This is a genomic window from Dyadobacter sp. 32 (assembly GCF_902506755.1).
In the GTDB taxonomy this organism is placed as follows: Bacteria; Bacteroidota; Bacteroidia; order Cytophagales; family Spirosomataceae; genus Dyadobacter.
Window position 1 is genome coordinate 1869821 of sequence record NZ_LR735258.1, and the last position, 20939, is coordinate 1890759.

Below are 20939 nucleotides of genomic sequence, written 5' to 3' on the forward strand. Positions count from 1 at the left end.
TTGGCCGACCGCGTTCAGGTTTCAAAAGGTCAATTCCTTACATCATGGCCCACTTTATTCGTATGACATACCAATCCCCCAAACATGCTGCTTCAATTCTACTTTTATCTACATTTCTGATACTATCTTTCACAAATTGGCGTAAAATGAATAATTATATTAGCTTTCATAAACGATAAATTTACAGACCATGAAAGCAGTTGAATTTCATCTACCTCAGGATGTCGACAAGTCATTTATTGTTTTTCGGGAAACGGGAGATTTTTTTCCGGCGCCCTGGCATTACCATGCGCATTATGAATTTGTGCTCGTTACCAAAAGCACCGGACGCAGGATGGTGGGTGACCACATTGGTTATTTTGGGGAGGAAGATCTTGTATTCATGGGCTCCCGACTGCCACACGTTTGGGTCAACGATCCGATCTATCTGGAGAGGCGGGCCGACCACAAAGCGGACGCACTGGTACTGCATTTCACCGACGATTTTCTGGGGGAGGATTTTATGAACATTCCGGAAATAGAAAACTTCAGGAAGGTGCTCAAGCTCGCGGAGCGTGGAATGTCCTTGAAGGGAGAAACGCGCGAAAAGATCAATGCATTAATTAAAAAAATGCCCGGCATGAACGGTTTACAGCGCCTATCGTCCCTATTCCTGATATTCGATATCATGTCCAACACGCATGAGTATGAGCTGCTGGCCAGCCCCAGGTTTGTGCAAAACTTCCATTACGGGTCCTCGGATCGGTTTAAGAAGATTACAGGGTACATCATGCAAAACTTCGACAAGGACATTAGCCTGGCCGAAATAGCCTCGGTAAGCAGCATGGGGGTCACGGCTTTCTGCAACTTTTTCAAGGAACAGTTCCGGGTTACCTTCGTAGAATATCTCACCACTGTACGGATCGGTCATGCGTGTAAGCTGCTGTCGGAAAATGACAGGAATGTCGTGGAAGTTGCGTACGAATGCGGTTTCAATAACCTTGCCAATTTTAACCGTCAGTTTAAAAAACTAAAAAGTATGACTCCGAGTGACTACAGACGAAAATTGAATGTTTGATTCAATAACCAGAACTTCCTTTCCACAAAACATGATCAAATTCCAGGAACCGGTTAATCAGACATATTTATGTTTCAGGTAAAGCGAAACCTTTTGAAATGCCCTCCGATGTATTGTTTGCGAGAAAAAGTGAGATAACTGCCCGGAACCGACCTCTAAGTTGGCCAAAGTATTCGACTGCCCTTTTCGCAATGAACCTTCGGAGTAACGGGCATTCGAACTCGTAAATCCACTGAAAAATAGTATCATTCGGTCTCAGAGCCGTTCGGTAAGCTGCAATAGTTTTTTCCTGACCAACATTTCCGCTCCTTCCTCAAGGCAGCTGTAACGGCATCGCCAGGTTTCGTAACCACCGCGGGTTAATTCGGCGGCCGGCGGAACATATCCTACGTTGCCATTGGCCATGCTGATTGTAAAATAATGTTCGGAGCCAATTTCATTTTTCAGGAATAAGCCGGTCTCTGAAAAAAACTCTCCCGCCAAAGCGCCAATAATACCGGTTCCTATTTTTATAGCCTGTACCGGACAGATTTTGGTATCTTCAAATTCATTCAAAAGCAACTGTTCCCGGGCATACAATTTTCTCAACCCCTCATTATCCACAACGACATTTTCATAATCGGCCTGAGAAACAATGACCGAGGCAGACAAAAATTCCTCTTCCGTCGGTTTTACAACCTTTATTTCCAGGTCTTCGTAAAGGACTGAAAGGTCAGGATTTATCTGCCAGGACAATCCATTCACGGATTGCGCCACCCGATTTGCCAGATCGGTGCCAATGAGTTCACTTTTGGCGTAGTGTTCTTTGGGATACCGTTCCGAATCCTGAAAATCCCAGATATTGACATCCCCGCTTGTACCATTGCTCATCATCCCGACAAAATCCTCTCCTGCACCCAGCACGCCTGCCAGGTGTGCGGCAAAAACGCCAAAATAATCCGCCGATATGGCTCCGTTCGGCCAGTCGCCCACATAGTGCAGAGAATAATTGGCCAGTAGGGCAATCCATTCTCCATCCAATCCTTTAATGGCCAGGTAACCTAAATCCGGATCAACTGGTGCAACACTTTTCTCAATATAATTTTCAACGCCAAATGGATTTGTTTTGATCTGATCGGGCTTGCCGCTTACCGGATTGACAGGCACGTAGGTTTCGTTCATATGATATCGCCGGCAAAGCAGGTGCTCCGGTGCATTGATACTACCAAAGGCGATCTGCGCAGGTTTCAGTTTCCGCAGTGCTTCTACTACGGATTGAACGATTAGGCCAGGGAGTTTTTTTACATAGCCCGGATCCACGCTGCCCAAATGTACGTCCGCCACGGATCCAGCTGCATGGGTGTGGGTGCTCGAAATGAGTAAGTGTGAAGCCGGTATGCCGGTATGGTCCGTGATGCTTTTTTTGACATCATCCAGAAATTCCTTCGGCATCACACATATATCTACCACAACGATAGCCACTTTTGTATCTCCCTGTTCCGTGACCAGTGCACGGGAATTAAGGTCGTCATGCACAAAATTGGCATAATGCGTCACAAAATCACCATTGATCCGGGTACCCAATGGCGGGGTGGTCTTCACTTTTGCCGCACCGGCGTAAAAAGTATGATTATCCATAATGGCTGTCAGCGTACGGCAATCGCCTTGGGCTGTGGTTTGTTTTCTGTTAAATATTACATGGCAGTCGGCTGTCGGCAATCAGCTGTCGGTTTCCAGAAGCACATAACACTTCATTGTCAATTGTCGGCCGCGCCCCTCGTCCATTCTCCTCTCCATCCTCCCCTAAGCCCAGGCCCTCCTCAAAAACCGCAACCAGTTTTCACTGAATATATTGGCTATGTCCGTATCCGAATAGCCCCTCTTGGCAAGTATCTCATCAAATTTTTGAAGATCGGCTACGGAGTTCAGGTCCCAGGGTGATTGCTCGGTCCCAAATATTCCATCCAAATCGCTTCCTATTGCCACATGATGACTATTTCCTGCCATCTGGCAAATGTGATCCCAGTGATCCACAATTTTTTCCAGCTTAATATCCAGCTGCCAGGGATCCGATACCATGTCGATAAAGCGTATGTCCATGGCCCAGCAGTCGAACATCGCACCTATGACGGCACCGCGCTCAATAAGTCGCTTGATCTGATGGTCGCTGAGCTGCCGTTGATTGGGAACGAACTTGCGCACATTGTGATGACTGGACCAAACCGGCCCCTCATAAAAATCCAGGGCCTGGTCAAATCCCTGGTCGGTCAGATGTGTCGTATCCAGAATTATATTCAGCTTGCCCATTTCCCTGAGAAGTTCCAGGCCCATGGCTGTGAGCGGCCCCTCTGTCTTGGTGCCGGGAGCATAGCGACCGGGGCCAAAATGCGATAAATTCACGGCTCTTAAACCGTACTCATAAGCCCTTTGCAGATAAGAAACGTCAACGAGAGAGTCGGCCCCTTCGAGACTCAAAATATATCCGATTGATTTGTCTGTGTCCGGTATGGATTCGTCGTTCCATAGTTTCAGCTGTGCTTCGAGCTGCTCAAGGTTGGTGATCTGGGTCATTTCGCCCAATGCTTCCATTTCCCGGTACCAGGCAAGCTGCGCCTGCGTCATGGCCCAGGCCTGTTGCGGTGAGTGCCAGCCCGACAGGGCACTGCCATAGGGCGTCACCCGGCCAAGTTGCGTTGCCACAACGATTCCTATTCTGCCGTTCCGTAGCTCAGGAAGACATACAGTGCCTTTACCACGGTCGGGCTTATCAGACATGTTCATTTCCCGCTGCCTGATATCCTTCAAAGGAAGCGTGAGATCACGGTTCCATTCCAGCGCATTCATGGACAAATCGAGATGTGCATCCAAAATAAATCGTCTCATAGCTTGTTTTCAGAATGTACGGAGCTCAGTTTCTGATCAGCTCCTGCTGTTTTGTAATTAAATGGATATTTATCAATGAGGCTGCTTATCTGCTTGCTGAAGCGGTTCATCAGGGCGGCCCATTTTTCGTTTTCACCCGGCTGGTATTCGTATAATCCGCTGTTCGTCTCCATTCCGAAATGACCGTTTTGAAGCAACTTTTGAAATGATTCGGGTGCGCGCTGATCACTTGCGAGTTCCGGATTAAGATCTTTCATAACCATTCCGTAGGCATAAGTACCCATCAGATCCATGTAACGAAGATTTCCTGCAAAAGGTAGGTAATAACCCGCGTCATTTCTGCAAGCCCTGTCTATATCCTCCACTTTGGCATAATCGTTTTCGACCAGATAAAAAGCCTCGCGCAGCATTGCAGCAAAAAGCCGCATTCGTATTCCCGAATCGCCTTTGATCACATAAGGATCCTTCCCCCAATAACAGGCCGCCGTCTGGTAAAGATTGTCGACCAGAGATTTTCGCGTGATCTCGTTGGCAATGATTTCCAGAAAAAATGTGGTATGTGCCGGTTCTACCCAGTTGGCACCCATAATTCGTTCTGGGAAGATTGCTCCCTGCTGAAGATCGCTTAGCGGGATTGACTCGGTGTTAATGGCAATTAAAGTTTCACCAGGAATTATGTTTTCCAGTTCAGCAAGTACGCGCTTTTTAACGGCCAGATTCTCTTCTGTAACGACGATAACCTTGGAAATTAGCCCTTCAAAACGATAATCAGACTGGATGCGTAGCGAGCCTGGAATTGATTGTTCGAGATCAACAGCTTCATCAAATGTAACGTATTGCTTTGCTACGTCTGCATCAGGGGTGACCAGAACAACCGCGTGACCTGCTTTTTGAAGACAAAGCGCAATGCTGTATGTCAATTTATTACTTCCTACAAGAAGTACCGGTTCTGTGTGTGGTTCTGATTTCATTAGCCCAATGATAAACTTATGATCTGATTTCTGCAAGCACTTTACGGGCGGTGGCCACCGCATGGTCGATATCCTCGTCTGTATGCGCCGCACTGATGTACCACAACCCTCTTCCTATGATGCGGATGCCCTCTTCGTGCATGGCAGAAATAAATTGACCCAGCTTGGCTTTATTTGCCGACAATGTATCCCGGTAATCCCTGGACCGCGCAAGCTGTGAAAAACTTATGGCAAACATAGGACCCGGGCCTTCGACAAGTAATGAATGACCAGCCTCCTCAGCAGCATTTTTTAACCCAAGCATTAATTTTTTACCCAGCATAAACATCCGCTCATGGGGTTGTTCGTTTTCAAGAACACCAATAGTTGCCAATGCGGCTGCGACGGTAGGGTTATTTGCATTCATTGTGCCGGCATGAATGACCCGGGCACTTTCAATGAGCTGCATCCACTCCCGTTTACCGACAATGGCACTTATTGCATATCCGCTGGCAATGGCCTTGGCAAAAATGGACAGATCCGGTGTGATGCCAAAATATTGTTGTGCACCTCCCAAAGATAACCGGAATCCTGTTATCACCTCATCAAAAATCAAGGCAATACCGAATGTGGTGCATATTTCACGGAGACCTTCCAGGAAACCCGGCTCTGGTTGAATACAGCCGTTGTTGCACATAACCGGTTCCGTAATGATGGCCGCAATTTCTTCAAATCGTTCTGAAACCGTTTTTTTCACCAATTCCAGATCATTCCAGGGTAAAATAATAAATTCATCCTCTACGCCATCCGGCAATCCTTCGGTCCACGGATACACGTTCGGTTTTTCCCTGCTCCCAAGGGCTTCTGCCGATGGCGTGGAAATACCCCAGCAAACGTTGTCCATCCAGCCATGATAATGGCCCTCGAACCTCAGAAACTTATTCCGCCCGGTTTTTGCGCGCGCTACCCTGAAAGCGGTTTGCACGGCCTCGGATCCATCCAGACAGAAACGCATAAGCTCTGCCGACGGAATCAGTTGATTTAGTTTTTCAGCAAGTTCTACCTCCCGGATGTGTTGGCCTGCAAACAGTTGTCCCATCTCGGAGTACTCACGCACCGCATGGAGTACGTCGGGATGAGAATGCCCGAGTATCAACGGCCCCTGACTCAATGTGAAATCGAGATATTCATTGCCATCCACATCATATATTCTGCTACCACTACCATGGGTGTAAAACAATGCATGCGGATGATTGTATTTTCGGAATTCGGAGGAAACACCACTTGCCAGTACTTTTTTGGCTCTTTCCAGCAACAAGGCCGACTCATTGTATTTTTTCATATTTTAAACATTGTAACATACTGATTAGGAAGGTATCGGAATGTAGTCAGGATTTGGCAAGGGTAGTCAAGAAGTGGTGAGGTATTGAAAATAAAATATGACCACAAGTGACAACTCCTGACTATAAATGATCACCCCCTGACTATAAATGACAACGCCTCTCCACAATTAACCTACATCACGGCTTGAGATAGTCATTCATTTTCCCAGCCGAATATTCGGATGCCAGCTGACGTATCTCCATATTGAAATTGGCAAAAGCTTCATCCCACTCGTTTGACTCACCGTTTTTATAACTAAACAGCCCCCTGCCGTTGTGGATTCCGCGGGCGGTGGTACGGACCATTTCCTGCATCTTTACCGGAACATTTTCCGAATTACTCAATTGCGGGAATAGGTTATCAATGATGGTACCGTAGTCTGCGAGACCGGTATAATCCATCCGACGAAACAATCCCATCAGTGTCATCCATGACCCTGCATCGTAACGGAATGCTTTGTCCAGGTCCTCCTGACTGGCTGTTTCGTTTTCAAGCAAATGAAAAATTTCCCTGTAAACTGCGTACATCAGGCGATTGGTAATAAACCCGCGAATGTCTTTTTTAAGCAGCGTAGGTTCTTTCCCCCACTGATGCGCCAGGTTAAAAATGCGATCGGCATGCTCAGAAGCGGTAAGTCTTCCACACGTTATTTCCAAAAATCGGGTCATAAATGCCGGCTCGGCCCAGTGAATGCCCATGAATCGTTCAGGATGTAACACTTTTTCCTGCAAAACACTGATCGGTATGGCAGAGGTATTGGAACCAATAATCGTTTTTGAACTTACGGCAGCAGTAATCTTTTGATAAACTTCGGTCTTAATTTCGATTTTCTCGATGACGCATTCGATCACTACACTGCATGCCCCCAGAAGATCGTAATCTTGCGAAATCGTCAAATGTTCAAGATATGAAACCGGGAGTTTATCGATCAAATGGGCATGGCTGCATAAATCCAGCTGATGACTTATCCTTAAATCGGCCTCCGAGGCATCCGTATCGGTAGGTGCAATGGCTACGACCGGGTGACCGGCTATCAGCAAGGCGGCCACAATACTGCTACCCATCAGACCAAGGCCTACAACACCTACGTGTATATCTTCAACGTTAAACAATTCTTTCATGCGACAGGGATCAGGCCGGGAGTTTTACAATACAATCTATTTCAACACGAATATTCTCCGCAAGTACCGACTGTACGGTCGTTCTGGCGGGTTTTATTCCTGGGAAATAGGTCGCGTAAACTTCGTTGTACCTGTCAAATTCATTGATATCCGCCAGATGCGCACTGCATTTCACTACATTTTCCATGGTAGCACCGGCTGCTTCGACGATGGCCTTGATATTGTTCAGCGTGAGACGGGTTTCTTCCTCGATTGTTCCCAGCACAAATTGCGAAGTCTTGAAATCGACAGCCGCTTGCCCACTCACAAATAAAAAACCATCCACAACAATGCCATCAGAATACGCACCAGTGGCAAAGTCGGGATTACGATCGGGGTGATTTACTTTTTTCATAAAACGAACTGTAATTTTAGAGTATCCGGTTCTACAAAAGTACATTGCACCGGGTGCACTGTTCTCCTACTTTTGTGTCGATTAATGATACTATTTTTTAGTGGCTTTGATCTGATTATTTTACCGATTTCAGCCAGCGCTGACCGGTCGTATATACAGCTGGCAAGATGCGGCGGGCAGGAGCATCTAAGTTTATAATACGTACTTACATTTCCTGAGCCAGATATCCGGAAATTTTCCTGTCAACAGAAGAAAAATTGATTCCGATCGCCACTTTTTTCCTGGGATCGAGTTCATAGGGCATTAAATATTGTTGATCCAAAATCTGATCAAGTGCCTTTTGCGGCGTACTATCCAACTTGAATTCGATGACATAAATATGGGAAGCAGTCTTCACAGCAACATCCAGTCGACCATTGGCAGAATAAACCTCGCTGGCCAGATCGATGCCCAGCATCTGGAAAGTGTTGTGGATCAAGCCGTGGTAAAACGCCTCCTTTGCTCCTTTCCAAAGTGGATTTGGAATATTGCTGAACAATAAATTGATGATCCTGACGACGAGCGCTATGTCGTTTTTGATAAAAGCTTTTTTAAGATCCGTAACCACAGGTTTAATCCGACCAGTTTCTTCAAAACTGAATGCCGCTAAAAGGTGAGTCAGTACACTTTCCTTTACTTCGCGATTGGGATAGCCCAGCGTATACAGCCGTTCCGAACGGTCATAGGCTTTGATGGTAAGGAAACCCGTTTGAAACATCATCGTCACCGGATTCAGACTTTCTATGTAAAGGTCTTCGAGCCCCTCTACGCCTACCACCACATCTGCCTCTGTGAAAGCAAAATCAGGACGGGTCCTTACTTCCTTTACCAGAAATGCAGGCGCGCCTGTTTTGATCCAGTAATTCTGAAAATCGCCGTCGGCCATGTAATTCAGCAAAGAAAACGGATTGTAAAGCTTATCCATTCCATTCCAGGAATAGCCGTTGTACCAATCTTTGATCTGCTGCAAAATATCAGGGGCCTGTAGCTTAAGCTTTTCAATTTCCAACCTGAAATTAGTTTCAAGTTCCTCCTGGGTAATGCCAGCAAGCGTGACAAATTGTGGAGAAAGGGTTATATCACGAAGGTTATTGAGATCAGAAAATATACTTACTCTGGTAAAACGCCCTACTCCGGTGATCAACAACAAACGAATGTGTGCATCTGCGTCTTTCAATACCGAATAAAAGCTTTTCATTACAGCACGATTCTCATTCGCCACCTCCATGTTGTCCAGATAATCCACTACGGGTTTATCATACTCATCAATCAAAATAACCACAGGGGCGTCTACACTAGCCTTGCGGATCAACTCACGAAACTTATCTTTCAATTCGGACTCAGAAAGCACAATCTGCATCCGTTCCGCGATCCAGTCAATTTCCTTGTTCAGGGCAGTGTACAACCCCAGGTGTTGATAGTTCATCTGACTGAAACTCAAATGGATTACCGGATTTTTGACCTCCCAGTCCCAGTTGCTCTCTATCCACAAGCCTTTGAAAAGCTGCTGGCTTCCGTTAAATATTTCTTTGATTGTCGAGAGAATCAGTGATTTACCAAACCGGCGCGGACGACTAAAAAAGTAGTAATGCCCGCTCGTTATCAGCTCGTGAATATTGCGCGTTTTGTCTATATACAAAAAATCGCCTTCACGTATTTTCCTGAAATCCTGTAAGCCAATAGGATATTTTCTCATACTACAAAGTTAGGAAAATTTCAGACAGGCCCATCAGACGAATATCTGGCCGAAACCAGGGCGTCACGCGTTCAATCCGCCGTCCATCAAAATGTTCTCACCATTGATATAGGCACCTGCATCTGAGGACAATAACACCATCAGGCCTTTGATATCATCCTGATTGGCCATGCGGCGCAACGGGACTTTTTTACAGTAATTCTCTACAAAAACGGGAGGCTGGTTGTTGAACAGCCCTCCGGGACTCACGCAGTTGAAACGGACATTTTTACCTGCATTCATCTGGGCCATGTATCTATTGAGATTGATCAGTCCGGCATTGTGAAAAAAGTAATCGGGCGGCAGGTCACCCATGCCAGGCGCCCCCTCGTAATTGGAAAGGTCCGGACCAAACATGCCCATCATGGATGCAATGTTGATTACGCTACCCCCTCCGCTTTGCACGATCAGGTCGGTCATTTCGCGGAGCAGGTTCATCATGCCCGTGGCATTCACCTGCATAGACTCCTCAAACTGCGCCATGGGGGCATTGTACCCCTTCATGGGCCTCGACACAGCGTTATTTACAAATCCGTCCAGCCTGCCAAAGGTGGTCATTATGTTCATTTTCAAAGCTTTAACGGATTCACTATCGCCCTGGTCGGCTTGCATGGCATGCACATCCAGCCCCTTCTCCCGGAAATGCGCAGCATTCTTTTCAGCTGATGCCCGATCCCGGGACGTGGTTATAACGGTAGCGTCGGCCTCCGCCAACCCTTCCACGATACATTTACCATAATTCCCCGACCCGCCCGTAACCAGGATCACCTTATTTTTTAAACTGAGTAAGTCTTTTACATTCATAATTTGCCTGTCGGCTATCGGCTGTCAGCCATTTAAAAGTTACATTTTTATCCCCACTTCCTTTACTTCTTCTTCCCTGTTATCTATCTCACCTTTTCTCCCAAAGTAAAAACCTCCTTCCCACTTTCTCCTTCCTCCCCAACCACCTTCTTACAAAAAAACTTCCCTGCCACCGTTTTCCATACTCTCCTTTGCTCCGATAATAATTTTCATGATATTTTCGGTCTTAGCAAATGCCAGCCTGGGCTTTCCCTCCTCAACCGACCTGACAAACTCAATGATATTGTCGCGAAACATTGAATATGAATTACGGATATCTACCAGTTTCCATCCCTGCTGACCGAAAAGGGAGACCTGGAATGTTCCGCTGATGTGGGTGAATAAATGGAACGTAACTTCAAGACCATCCCGCAGACGCAGCAGCACAATTTCCCGATCCAGGGCACCAACATGCCTGACAGAAGCAGGCTCGGGATCATCCAGAATTCCAAAAACAGCCTCCAGTAAATGTACCCCGTATTTTTTCCAATCCTTTTTGCCAACAGCTGTTACCAGTTCCAATTTCCCGAAGCTCTTCAACTCCTGCCGTGCAATCCGGCATTCATTGGCATAACGCATGGACGAACAGGACATGATGAATTTGCCTTTGGCGTGCTGTTCAGCAAACCAAAGCAGATCATTGGTCGAATAAGCGAGCGGTTTATCAATGAAAATAGGAATTCCCGCCTCAATGAAAGGCGCTGCCATTTGCTTATGATTTTCCGGATCGTCCCGCGCCAGAATCACCGCATCTACCTTACCGATCATATCTTCCAGATTTTCAGCAACATGACCGATAGAGGCTGCACCGGCAATACTTTCCGAAATTTCACGATCCTGCGACCAGACGTGCGTCACCCGGGCCCCGGGAATTCCAAGCGTATCCTGGTTGGCCTGCAGATAAGCAGCTACGGCAGGATAACCTACCCGGCTGATCTCTTCCGGATCGAAATACCCATTAATGATGGATGCCCACGAGTACGGATGGGCATTTCCGGGGCTCATTCCTATAATTCCAATATTCATTTTATAGCTTTTAGCGGTTAGCTGGTAGCGGTTGTTGTAAATAGCTGTTGGCTGTTGGCTGTTGGCTGTTGGCTGTTGGCTGTTGGCTTAAATTCGAGGCTCCAAAATTAAGTTCGCCCTACTTTCAACCTTTCTCCATCCTCCTTTCTCCATCCTCCATTATCCCCTGTGACCCGGTTATTTCTGGATTCATTTTAGCCATCCCATGCGGTCCCAATGTGGCAGGTTCAAGAATGCCGGATCGGGGTATTCAAGGCTTTTGGCATTTCCCAGCATTTTGGTTGTCATATATTGTCCGTTTGCAGTTGCCAGGGCTTTGTATAAATATTCCAGCTTATCGATCCCTACCAGTACGGATGAAACACCATCAAACGATAAGGCAAACTGAGTGGCCAATGTCGGTAAGTCAGGGAACTCTGCCCCTGTTAAAGCATGATAACTTTGTATGTGTTTTTCCACATCAACCAAGGCAGGGTGAAGATTTTTGCCCCTGTCACTTAAAAGCCCCTTCAACAAAACAGAGCGTATCACCATACCAACACCATTCGCACGTGCTTTGTCGAAAAAAGCACTGTGCCTTTGATCCATCAGATTGAAAGGCAGCTGTATCACATCCCAGTTTCCCGTATCAATGGCAAGGCTGGTCTCGTCGGTCGCATAGGTAGAACCGCCAGTTGCTCGGATCACATCTTTCTCTTTCAACTCAGCAAAAACCTCAGCGATCACAGGGTTTTCCAGAATTTCCACATCGGCCTGATGCAGCATAAAAACGTCAATATAATCGGTCCTGAGCGCCTTCAAACTTTCCTGAACCGAATTTTCGATGAAGTTTCTCAACGCATCATTGGGTAGCAGCTTTCCATCTTTCCGGAAATGACTACACTTCGTTGCCAGTACGATGTCGCTTCTCCTGCCCTGGAATGCCTTCCCCATAATAGTCTCACTTTCACCATACAACCGGGCCGTATCAAAAAAATTGATACCTTTTTCCTGGGCTTCGTGCAGGAGATAGATAGCATCGGCTTCAGAAAGCATGTCTGCCTTACTCTGGACTCCAATTCCATAAGGCATACCTATTTCAACCCCACCGAATGCGATCTCAGAAACTTCAATTCCAGTACTTCCCAGTGGTTTTTTTTTCATTTTTTAAAACACAAAGTATTTTTATTTTTCACTGATCACGCTAAAATTTTGAACCCCCTAATTTCACCTTAGGAGCCCGCTCTGCAATAACATAGCCGATGTTTGTGTACTCACCAACATTTCTCTGCTCATTTGTTAGGAAACAGGAGAGGGCTGAGGTCACCAAGGTTGTTACGATATGGATCACGACTCCATGTACGAATTCTTAGAGCCTGATGCGGCGGATTTTGTAAATGCACCTACCAGATCCTGGCAGTAGTTTTTGACACCAACCACATCGGCCCCCATGCTTACGAACTGGTAACCCATGGCAATCAGCTCGTCGACATTTCCCGGACCGCCTACTGTCCCCGCAAATTTCCCATGCTTGCGTGCTACCTGCGCCACGCGCTTTCTGGTTTCAATCAGTTTGGGGTGATTCCACTCACCGGGCGCACCAATGCCCTGACTGAAATCACCTGGCCCGAAAAACAGCATATCATAACCTTCCAGCGCAGCAATTTCCTCCAGCTCATCCAGAGGTTCGGGATCTTCGATTTGAAAAATAACGAAACGTTCCTCGTTGGCCTGCACCAGATATTCATTAAAATCAAGTGCTGTGTAAGCTCCGTCGGAATTTCCACCATCAATGGGCCTGCGACCGACCGGATGAAAACGGGTCATGGCAACGATGCTCTCCGCTTCCTGAAGATTCATAATATGCGGCACCATAATACCCGTGGCATCCAGTTCCAGCGGGCGAATAAAATCGCTGTAACTGCCTTTCGGAACGCGCACCAGAATATCGGTGTCATGCGCTTTGGTAGCCCATATGTTGGCAGCCAGATTGGACCAATCCTGCCCTATATGCTCCTGGTCCACCCATACACAATCAAAACCGGAAATAGCCGCGATTTCCGCGACGCGGGCATCCGAAAAATTTATTTTGAAGCAGCTTACCACTTCACCTGCCCGGAGCTTCTTTAACGCCCGGCTTTCTCGCATTTTCATGTTTTATCTTTTTCTCAAAATTAATGTTCACCTGTCAATGCTTCTATTACTTTTATGCTCATTATTGATACTATTTTTCAGGCACTTTCATCCTGACCTGAATGAAGGCATCTGACCAGCTATCCTCTGAAAACAGATGATAGCTCACACAATCCGCCTGATTCACAAATATTTACTCTTTTCCCGACGCTTGTAAGGCCTCTTAATTAATTACCCTTGCTGCCGCGAGATAATAAAAACTTAAAAAACTATCTATCAAAACCTTAAACAATTTCCTTTCATTTTGCACTACCTTTTTACCCTACCGTTTTGTTATTAAAATAAAGAGATATTACCATGAGCAAGCTGACCAAATACGAAAGCATACCTGCACTAAAAGCTACCGCAAAACGCATGGATAACACCTCCACATAATCGAAGGAACGCCATGATAGGTTATAAGAAATCATTAATTTTTGAAAAGTGATAGCCTGACTAATGTTTCTCCTAATCCTGATAACAAATAAGTGAACAGTAAGAGGAGGCTCACGAGATTACCTGGCCTAATTCGTTGACCTGGTAGATCGAGCCGAAAGATTGTCGGGTACTCCTTCGTCTGCACGTTTTTTTGATATTTTTAGTGCTGCATATCACAAACAAAACCTATATTGGTGTACCAAAAAATGTACACAATGGCAATAATTGAAACAACCAGCAGACAGTTCCGGGAAAGGCAAAAAGATTTTTTTGACATGGCAGACAAAGGAGAAAAAGTGGTCATAAGAAGAGGCCGTAAACAAACTTACGTACTTACGCCTGTATCTGAAGACGACCTGTATTTCTCGCCTGAAATGATACAGCGGATCAAAGACGCCCAGCAGGAGATCAAGGAGGGGAATTGTACAGTCATAAAGAATAAGGAGGAGCTCGATGCATTTTTTGAGAATCTGTGATGTGTACGGTCATTTTTTCAGATAAAGTAAAAGAGGATCTGCGGTTTCTGAAAAGATCTGAACCACAAGCCTATAAAAAAGCCAGATTATGAATAGAAGAGCTTTCCGAACATCCGAGAACCGGACTTGGAAAACCGTAGCTGAAAAAGCATAATCTCGCAGGTTTATATGCCAGAAAAATAACAGATAAACACCGATTGGTGTATTCTGTAAATGATGAGATCATTTCCGTGGACATCCTTTCTGCATAAGGTCACTACGTTGACAAATAATTGAAATCATCCAGGCTCGTTCACGTGAAAAAGACATTTTCTGTGCCGATTATTCACTCCTGCCAATAATCCTCAAAACCGCATAAGCTGCAGCCGCACGCACATCTGCTTTATCGGCGTCGCTGGGCAGCTGTGTCAAATGCTCCGACAACGAAACTAGTACAGGCAAATCATCCGTGGTACCACTGCCTGCCAGTGCGGCACACATTTCCGAAATGTCGCCTTTCGACGATGCTGTTTTGTATTTCACAATCTCTGCGTGTATCTGTGCCAACTTGTCAGGTTTACGCCCGTTTTGGGTTGTGGTAAAAGCAGCACTCAAGAGGTAGATTCTTGCCGGAGAATCCGCCGGTTCGGCCAGCGCTGCGACGGCAAGCAAATCCCACTCTTCGTCGGTTAATCCTTTCAACTGGCGTAACGCATAAGCCGGTGTGCTTTTGGAAGAGTGATCATGCCCGGCAGCCAGGATCATTTTCAGGAATTTGGCAGGCGCTGCTTTCAGTGAATCGGGCGAGCTGTAGGCTACGCTCCACTCGGTGTACAATGCCAGCGATTTCACTGAACTGTTAAGGGTTTTTTGGGTCAATGCCGGATCATCGGCCAAGGGTGAAATTTTTAGCTTAGCCAGCGTTTCTGCTGCGTGTGTACGATCTGTGGCTGTACTGTCCAGAAATACCGCTTTGATCTGATCAGTCCATACTTTTTTTTCTGCTTCGGTTTTAGCCGCCTGCGCCAGTACACGCCATATCCCTATCCGGTATTGGGGTTTGGTATTAAACTGCTTTTCTTCTGCCAGATACACCTCCTGAACTCCTTCCGGATTTCCCGACCATAACAAATATTCAGCGGCATGCACCTTCACCCATTCCGAACGTGTAGCGAGCACATTCCTGAGCACGGCTACTGATTGCTTTTCCATTTCCGAAGAAATCCCTGAATCTCCACCCTTATTTCTGCAAGCATCCAACATAATCCAAAAACAAATAATGGTTAAAAAAGAAAAAATACGTCGTTTCATATTTAATTGATTATAAAATTATTACACCGAACCGCTGACGTTTCTCCGAACGCTTCTACGCTAAGCCAGCCTGGCAAAACCTGCCTGACTGCCACCCTGCTCACGCGCCAGTGCATCGTAACTGCCCGCATTGAGCTCCTGCTCCATTTCCTTTAAAACAGAATCCAATGCAGCCAGGAACAGGTCGATATGCCTTTGCTCATGGGCGTACATCAGATACATGGATGTGGAAACCAGGAAGCCTCTGCTCAGCATTTTCTGGATAAAAATCTTTTTCATCGCTAAGGAAGAGCCTTCCTGCTGAAAGGCCAGCGTGGGTGTTACAGGCATGCCTCCTACGGCCAGCTGGCAGGCCGGGTATTTCGCGGCAATCGTGACTAAATTCTCCTTAAACGCTACTCCCTTCTCCCAAACCATCCTCTGCACAGGAAGGCGTTTCATTTTTTGAATAACGGCCAAGGCAGCTGCAGTGCCCACGCCGTCGGTCCAGTAGCTGGATGAAATAAAACTGGCCCCGGCAGCATCCATTATTTCTTCCCGCCCTATAACCGTTCCAAATGGAAACCCGTTGCTCATAGCCTTTGCGTACACCACGAGGTCTGGTTCCACGTTCATGCCTGAAAGTGCGCCGGGAAACCCATAACGTAAACCACTGGAAACCTCATCCACGACAAAAACGGCGCCTTGTTCGCGGCAGCGTGCAGCCACACGGGCTACAAAGTCATCCTGAGGAAATTGTGAGCGCATGGGTTCCATCACCACGGCAGCGAGGTTATTGCCCAAGGCTTCCAGAGCATCTTCCAGCGATTTCACGTCGTTATACCGGAAGGGCACCGATGTACCTTTTAATTCGCGGGGAACGCCAATGGGTGGTAGTCCGGGTAGCAAATGGCCGTCCAGGGCATCCTGTTCACCCAGGTTTGCCGCAAGATACCAGTCGTGCCAGCCATGGTAACCGCAAAATGCCACGCCACTCCGACCGGTTGCAGCCCTGGCAATACGGACAGCCATGGTCATGGCTTCACCACCTCCCCGGGCATAACGAACTTTTCCGGCCCAGGGGTGTAGGGCAAGCAGTTCTCTGGCCAGTTCGACCTCCTGGGGATTCACCAGCGAACAGTAACTTCCCTGGGAAACGCGCCTGTGTACGGCAGCATTGACGTCGGGATCGGCGTAGCCAAGCAGGACTGCCCCAATGCCGCCGGCAAAATCGATGTATCTTTTCCCGGTCATATCCCATACCTCACAGCCAATGGCTTTGGAAAAATAGGCTGGCCATTGTGTTTCATCAAACATTTCCGCTCTTTTGGAAAGCAGACCTGTACCTCCGGATATTACTTCTCTGGCCTCTTTCCAACGTTCCGGGCCGTTATCAGAAAGAGGTGCTACAGACTGGGGAAGATGCGGTCCAAGCAACCTTAACGCATTATCCAAAAAGATGTCCTGCATATCTGATCGCGTCATGCCGGCGTCATCGCATGCTTCCCGAAGCGCCAGCAGTGATTCTATCCCAATCAATGTCATTTCATTGGTGGTGGCAGGCGTGTGTCCGGACGCAATGGTCTCGGGATGAAGCCAGTAAAAATATTCACCGGTCGTAACACAACGTCCGCGGGCTTCGCTCACTGCAAAGTCCGAACCCCAGACGACACGCCTGGGACCCAAAATTTTCAGTGCCGCCGCAAAGGACTCAGATTCCGTGACTGCTGATGTATCCACAACCACGTTGTCCAGATCGACAAGGGAATAGAGGCCGCTTCTTGCATTTCTGTAATTGAAGCTCCTGGCCACGTGCGCAAGAATCAGGCGCACATGCGGATAGGCGCTGCAAAGACGCCGGATTTCCTTCTGATTATCCGGATCATCCATGGCGCCGTCGCGAACGATATGGAGCAAAAGCACCCCCTTGTTTTCATCCAGAACTTCCCACATCCATTCCGGCGCATACGCGGTCAGTGAGGCGTTCATGGTATCAGGTCGGGCTGCATAACAATGATATACTTTTAATCCGATGAACTGACCTGTCCTTAAACTTTCCGCCACATGCTTCCGATCATCTTGAGGAGATACAACCCTGAGTGACCTGCTGAGGGATGTGCCATTCATTAGTACCTCCTCATACACCCAGCCGTTCATTTCCTGGAGATCCGCCTTTTTATTTGGCATCCCGAAATACAAACCATGGATTGTTTTCGATGGCATGTATTGCTGCAAGGCTAAGCGGTGTTCGTTACAGCCCAGTATGCCCTGATCTTTAAGAAAATCCCATGTGCCCGGCGGAAAATGCGCCGGGTGGTAGGGATGCGTATGGATATCGTAAATTTCATCAGGCACAAAATCAGACAACCTCTTTTTTATTAAAGATTGATCCACATTCGTAAGCAGATTGGTATATTTCATAGGATACCGGCAAAAATTAGAAAAAGATTTTATAGTTGTTTCACCGGCAGATCCGGCGGTCGATAAGCCTGTCCAAATAACTCAGAATCAGTCCGGCCAATACGCCTGCAACAAGCGAACATGGCATCATCCAGAGTATCGTTATGCCAAAAACCCCATAAAAAGCAATCGCTACGGCTGCACCCACCGCCAGAACACCTGCAACGAACGTGGCTCTCTCTGTGGCAAAAGGAACGAATAGGGCCATGAAGAACAACACGAACAAAGGCGCTACAAACAGGTTAACCACTTTCATGATTACTTCAAAAAGATTACCCGGCACATTTGATACGAAAAGGCTCAGCAGAATGACCATACCTCCCACAAGGTAAGATAGCGTTTTCACGAGTTTCAGGGGATCGGGAGGTGTTGTAGCCTCATTTCTGAAGCGTTTCAGAATATCTTCCGCAATGACCGAGGAAACGCTGTTCAACCCCGAAGACATACTGGACATGGCCGCAGCCAGCAAGCCGGAAATCACCAGCCCCGATAAACCCGAAGGTAATCCAATCATGATAAATCTCGGGAAAAGTGTATCTGCCTGTTCCCGGATGGTTTGTCCAGGTAAAAGGTATTGCTGATTCTTCACATAAAATGCCAGCATAGCCAGACCCAGCAGTGCCAGCATCGTGTCGGACAGCATGCTTGAAAAGAAAGAAACCCGTAAAGTCTTCCGGGCAGCCTGAATGTCTTTCGTGGACAAATAGCGTTGAATGGCCATCTGATCAGAGCCGGTGGTGCATACGTACCAGGTAAAAATCACCAGCGCCGCGTTACCCACCGAGCTACGCTCCATTGCGTCGAACCCGAGCTTGGGTGTATCCCAATGGGCAGGCCAGGTCGTTGGAAACATCGCTTCGAAGGAGTCCAGATCCATACAAATGATGACAATACTCAGTACCGCACCACCCAGAAAGATTCCCGTTTGAATAACGTCCGTGAGTATTACCGCCCTGAGCCCACCCATGGAGGTGTAGATAATCGTCACCAGCATCAGGAGGAGGCCAATCAAGGGCGTGTAATAAGGATTGATATCGATGACCGAAAGCAAAGCAATATTTACAGTCACATAAACGATGGTGGCCATCCAGAGGAACCTCAGTGCCAGGAACATGCATGTGGCCAGCATCCTTACACTGAGCCCCAGCTTTTTTTCGAGAATCTCATAAGCACTGGTTACCTTCATTTTCATGATGTGTGGTATGAGCCACCAGCCTGCCACGTAATAAATGAGCGGGTAGGCGACCATTCCCGAAAAAATGGCCGGGCCATGCTTGATCATTTCGCCCGGGTACGACAGGTAACTAAGTGTACTCAAGAGGGTTGCAAACAAGGATATGCCCACCGAAGTCGGATTCATAGTCCGCCCCCCGAAAATGTAGTCTTCCTGCGTTTTATTTCTACGTGAATAATACCATCCTACAGACAGCATCAGAAATCCATAGGCAACAATCACGATCCAGTCCAGAACCGTGAGTCGGGGCATTGCCGATAGGAATATTACCTGAACCATGTTTTGCTTTTATGCCTGATCAATCAATCTCCAGAATGCTTCCTGCAATGTGCTGCATACCTCCGGGAAGATTGAAATAATAGGTTACCAATACCCGATTTTTATCCAGCTGTACGGCCCACGGATACCCCAGATCCCCGGTGCCTCCGTCGGTTCGCAACACTATTTCGGGTGCTGTGGCAAAATCCGTACATTCTGCGTTAAGGATGCGCGCACGTATACCCAATGGTTTGTGCCGGTAACCATAGCTTAGTAATACCCGGTTATCGGACAACCTGAGTGCCTGAAGCGGATGTCCCTGAAATCCCATTTTCTGCCAGGGTTTGAATGTTTTTCCCCCATCTGTAGAGCGGGCTATGCATGCCTGATCGTCGTTGTCCTCTGTTCTCATAAAGGCTACAATATCACCTTTTGGTGTTTCATAAACGGATGTTTCGTTGAATGATATCTTGTCATCGACAGCTACTGCGGCTGAATACTTCCAGGTGAGTCCTTTATCTTCAGAAACAATCAGGTGATTCGAAGTTTTGTTGGGCGTTTCGCGATCGGTATTGGCCACCACCCACAATATCCTGCCGTCCTTTGCCTCCCACAGTGCACCCCGGTTATAAGCCGGCACCGGGTCGCCCATGGCTGTATAAAGAATTTCCTGGGGAATGCGTGGCGGGTACAACGGCCCTTGCCAGGATTTAGCATCGTCTTTGGATTTTACAAGATAGCCGCCAAGGAAAACAGAAGTTCCATTCTCGACATATGGTTTTTTCAAATTGGGGAAACCATCCGGCCGTACGAAAGCCCAGCCATAACTGGCACAAAGCAAGCTTCCGTCACGCAACTGTAGCAGGCATGGATCCTGTGAACCACCAAATGGATGGGCATAAATCAGCTCTGGATCCTTTGTCCAGGTTTTGCCATCTTTGGATCTTACAGCGACCAGATAGCTATTGGCATCTACGTGGCTCGTACCCTTTTCCCCGAATATCTTACGGTTCGGGGCTCGGCGAAAGGCAACGTAAAACTCTCCGTTCTTAAGCCTGACAACCGATGGAAAGGCGGCATGAAACTGAGGATCCTGATAGATCATCACGTCCTGGATCTTTCGGACACCTTTTGCACTATCGGTTACAAACGGGCGGGCTGAAACAGGATAGCGAAAAAAGACCATGAAGGCCGTGGCACACGCCAGATGATAAAATGTACGTAATTGCATGGAATAAGGGTT

At 47.2% G+C, this 20939-nt stretch carries 18 protein-coding genes; 3 read left to right on the top strand and 15 right to left on the bottom strand.

Annotation, left to right across the window (positions count from 1 at the left end; translation table 11 throughout):
* Positions 1-190 precede the first annotated feature (190 nt).
* Entirely contained in the window at positions 191-1057 is an 867-nt protein-coding gene (locus tag DYADSP32_RS07530; RefSeq protein ID WP_149243305.1) for an AraC family transcriptional regulator, read from the top strand.
* A gap of 255 nt (positions 1058-1312) precedes the next feature.
* On the opposite strand, the gene DYADSP32_RS07535 is transcribed toward DYADSP32_RS07530, so the two are convergent.
* The 11 genes from DYADSP32_RS07535 to DYADSP32_RS07585 all read right to left on the bottom strand — a co-directional run bounded on the left by DYADSP32_RS07535 (position 1313) and on the right by DYADSP32_RS07585 (position 13543).
* A complete protein-coding gene (locus tag DYADSP32_RS07535) occupies positions 1313-2674 on the bottom strand; it encodes a hypothetical protein (protein ID WP_149243304.1) in 1362 nt (453 codons plus the stop codon).
* Between the two features lie 165 nt (positions 2675-2839).
* The gene (locus tag DYADSP32_RS07540) at positions 2840-3919 is read right to left on the bottom strand and encodes a membrane dipeptidase (protein ID WP_149243303.1); all 1080 of its coding nucleotides are present in this window, start codon (positions 3917-3919) and stop codon (positions 2840-2842) included.
* Complete coding sequence (locus DYADSP32_RS07545; protein ID WP_149243302.1) at positions 3916-4890, bottom strand: 3-hydroxyacyl-CoA dehydrogenase NAD-binding domain-containing protein; 975 nt, start codon at positions 4888-4890, stop codon at positions 3916-3918. The genes DYADSP32_RS07540 and DYADSP32_RS07545 overlap by 4 nt, the downstream gene beginning before the upstream one ends.
* Before the next feature lie 16 nt (positions 4891-4906).
* Complete coding sequence (locus DYADSP32_RS07550) at positions 4907-6211, bottom strand: aspartate aminotransferase family protein (protein WP_149243301.1); 1305 nt, start codon at positions 6209-6211, stop codon at positions 4907-4909.
* A 178-nt stretch (positions 6212-6389) separates the two neighbouring features.
* The gene (locus DYADSP32_RS07555; protein ID WP_149243300.1) at positions 6390-7373 is read right to left on the bottom strand and encodes a 3-hydroxyacyl-CoA dehydrogenase NAD-binding domain-containing protein; all 984 of its coding nucleotides are present in this window, start codon (positions 7371-7373) and stop codon (positions 6390-6392) included.
* 10 nt (positions 7374-7383) lie between these two features.
* Positions 7384-7767, bottom strand: a complete 384-nt coding sequence (locus DYADSP32_RS07560; protein ID WP_149243299.1) for a Rid family detoxifying hydrolase — start codon at positions 7765-7767, stop codon at positions 7384-7386.
* A gap of 205 nt (positions 7768-7972) precedes the next feature.
* Positions 7973-9502 carry an ATP-binding protein gene (locus DYADSP32_RS07565; RefSeq protein WP_149243298.1) on the bottom strand — a complete coding sequence of 510 codons (1530 nt, stop codon included), beginning with the start codon at positions 9500-9502 and terminating at the stop codon, positions 7973-7975.
* A 63-nt stretch (positions 9503-9565) separates the two neighbouring features.
* Positions 9566-10345 carry an SDR family oxidoreductase gene (locus tag DYADSP32_RS07570; RefSeq protein ID WP_149243297.1) on the bottom strand — a complete coding sequence of 260 codons (780 nt, stop codon included), beginning with the start codon at positions 10343-10345 and terminating at the stop codon, positions 9566-9568.
* A gap of 150 nt (positions 10346-10495) precedes the next feature.
* The gene (locus tag DYADSP32_RS07575) at positions 10496-11410 is read right to left on the bottom strand and encodes a Gfo/Idh/MocA family oxidoreductase (RefSeq protein WP_149243296.1); all 915 of its coding nucleotides are present in this window, start codon (positions 11408-11410) and stop codon (positions 10496-10498) included.
* Positions 11411-11599: 189 nt separating this feature from the next.
* Entirely contained in the window at positions 11600-12553 is a 954-nt protein-coding gene (locus DYADSP32_RS07580; RefSeq protein ID WP_414617601.1) for an aldo/keto reductase, read from the bottom strand.
* 183 nt (positions 12554-12736) lie between these two features.
* Entirely contained in the window at positions 12737-13543 is an 807-nt protein-coding gene (locus tag DYADSP32_RS07585; protein WP_149243295.1) for an aldolase/citrate lyase family protein, read from the bottom strand.
* Positions 13544-14214: 671 nt separating this feature from the next.
* Here DYADSP32_RS07585 and DYADSP32_RS07590 point away from each other — a divergent pair.
* Positions 14215-14475 carry a hypothetical protein gene (locus tag DYADSP32_RS07590; protein WP_149243294.1) on the top strand — a complete coding sequence of 87 codons (261 nt, stop codon included), beginning with the start codon at positions 14215-14217 and terminating at the stop codon, positions 14473-14475.
* A 140-nt stretch (positions 14476-14615) separates the two neighbouring features.
* Entirely contained in the window at positions 14616-14726 is a 111-nt protein-coding gene (locus DYADSP32_RS07595) for a type II toxin-antitoxin system YoeB family toxin (RefSeq protein ID WP_149244930.1), read from the top strand.
* 70 nt (positions 14727-14796) lie between these two features.
* Here the strand turns inward: DYADSP32_RS07595 and DYADSP32_RS07600 are convergent, their stop codons facing one another.
* The 4 genes from DYADSP32_RS07600 to DYADSP32_RS07615 are packed head-to-tail and all read right to left on the bottom strand — an operon-like array spanning position 14797 to position 20927.
* Positions 14797-15765, bottom strand: coding sequence for a hypothetical protein (locus tag DYADSP32_RS07600; protein ID WP_149243293.1), 969 nt, complete (start codon positions 15763-15765; stop codon positions 14797-14799).
* A 60-nt stretch (positions 15766-15825) separates the two neighbouring features.
* Entirely contained in the window at positions 15826-18165 is a 2340-nt protein-coding gene (locus DYADSP32_RS07605) for an aminotransferase class III-fold pyridoxal phosphate-dependent enzyme (RefSeq protein ID WP_149243292.1), read from the bottom strand.
* A 40-nt stretch (positions 18166-18205) separates the two neighbouring features.
* Positions 18206-19690, bottom strand: coding sequence for a sodium:solute symporter family transporter (locus tag DYADSP32_RS07610; protein WP_414617602.1), 1485 nt, complete (start codon positions 19688-19690; stop codon positions 18206-18208).
* 46 nt (positions 19691-19736) lie between these two features.
* On the bottom strand, positions 19737-20927 hold the full coding sequence (locus DYADSP32_RS07615) for a sialidase family protein (RefSeq protein WP_414617603.1): 1191 nt from the start codon (positions 20925-20927) through the stop codon (positions 19737-19739).
* Positions 20928-20939: the final 12 nt, after the last annotated feature.

Excerpts from the sequence above, each read along its gene's own strand:
- DYADSP32_RS07605 (WP_149243292.1), bottom strand. The coding sequence starts at position 18,165 with ATGAAATATACCAATCTGCTTACGAATGTGGATCAATCTTTAATAAAA.
- DYADSP32_RS07540 (WP_149243303.1), bottom strand. The coding sequence starts at position 3,919 with ATGAGACGATTTATTTTGGATGCACATCTCGATTTGTCCATGAATGCG.
- DYADSP32_RS07610 (WP_414617602.1), bottom strand. The coding sequence starts at position 19,690 with ATGCCCCGACTCACGGTTCTGGACTGGATCGTGATTGTTGCCTATGGA.
- DYADSP32_RS07555 (WP_149243300.1), bottom strand. The coding sequence starts at position 7,373 with ATGAAAGAATTGTTTAACGTTGAAGATATACACGTAGGTGTTGTAGGC.
- DYADSP32_RS07565 (WP_149243298.1), bottom strand. The coding sequence starts at position 9,502 with ATGAGAAAATATCCTATTGGCTTACAGGATTTCAGGAAAATACGTGAA.
- DYADSP32_RS07545 (WP_149243302.1), bottom strand. The coding sequence starts at position 4,890 with ATGAAATCAGAACCACACACAGAACCGGTACTTCTTGTAGGAAGTAAT.
- DYADSP32_RS07535 (WP_149243304.1), bottom strand. The coding sequence starts at position 2,674 with ATGGATAATCATACTTTTTACGCCGGTGCGGCAAAAGTGAAGACCACC.
- DYADSP32_RS07550 (WP_149243301.1), bottom strand. The coding sequence starts at position 6,211 with ATGAAAAAATACAATGAGTCGGCCTTGTTGCTGGAAAGAGCCAAAAAA.
- DYADSP32_RS07570 (WP_149243297.1), bottom strand. The coding sequence starts at position 10,345 with ATGAATGTAAAAGACTTACTCAGTTTAAAAAATAAGGTGATCCTGGTT.
- DYADSP32_RS07560 (WP_149243299.1), bottom strand. The coding sequence starts at position 7,767 with ATGAAAAAAGTAAATCACCCCGATCGTAATCCCGACTTTGCCACTGGT.
- DYADSP32_RS07575 (WP_149243296.1), bottom strand. The coding sequence starts at position 11,410 with ATGAATATTGGAATTATAGGAATGAGCCCCGGAAATGCCCATCCGTAC.
- DYADSP32_RS07580 (WP_414617601.1), bottom strand. The coding sequence starts at position 12,553 with ATGAAAAAAAAACCACTGGGAAGTACTGGAATTGAAGTTTCTGAGATC.
- DYADSP32_RS07585 (WP_149243295.1), bottom strand. The coding sequence starts at position 13,543 with ATGAAAATGCGAGAAAGCCGGGCGTTAAAGAAGCTCCGGGCAGGTGAA.
- DYADSP32_RS07590 (WP_149243294.1), top strand. The coding sequence starts at position 14,215 with ATGGCAATAATTGAAACAACCAGCAGACAGTTCCGGGAAAGGCAAAAA.
- DYADSP32_RS07615 (WP_414617603.1), bottom strand. The coding sequence starts at position 20,927 with ATGCAATTACGTACATTTTATCATCTGGCGTGTGCCACGGCCTTCATG.
- DYADSP32_RS07600 (WP_149243293.1), bottom strand. The coding sequence starts at position 15,765 with ATGAAACGACGTATTTTTTCTTTTTTAACCATTATTTGTTTTTGGATT.
- DYADSP32_RS07530 (WP_149243305.1), top strand. The coding sequence starts at position 191 with ATGAAAGCAGTTGAATTTCATCTACCTCAGGATGTCGACAAGTCATTT.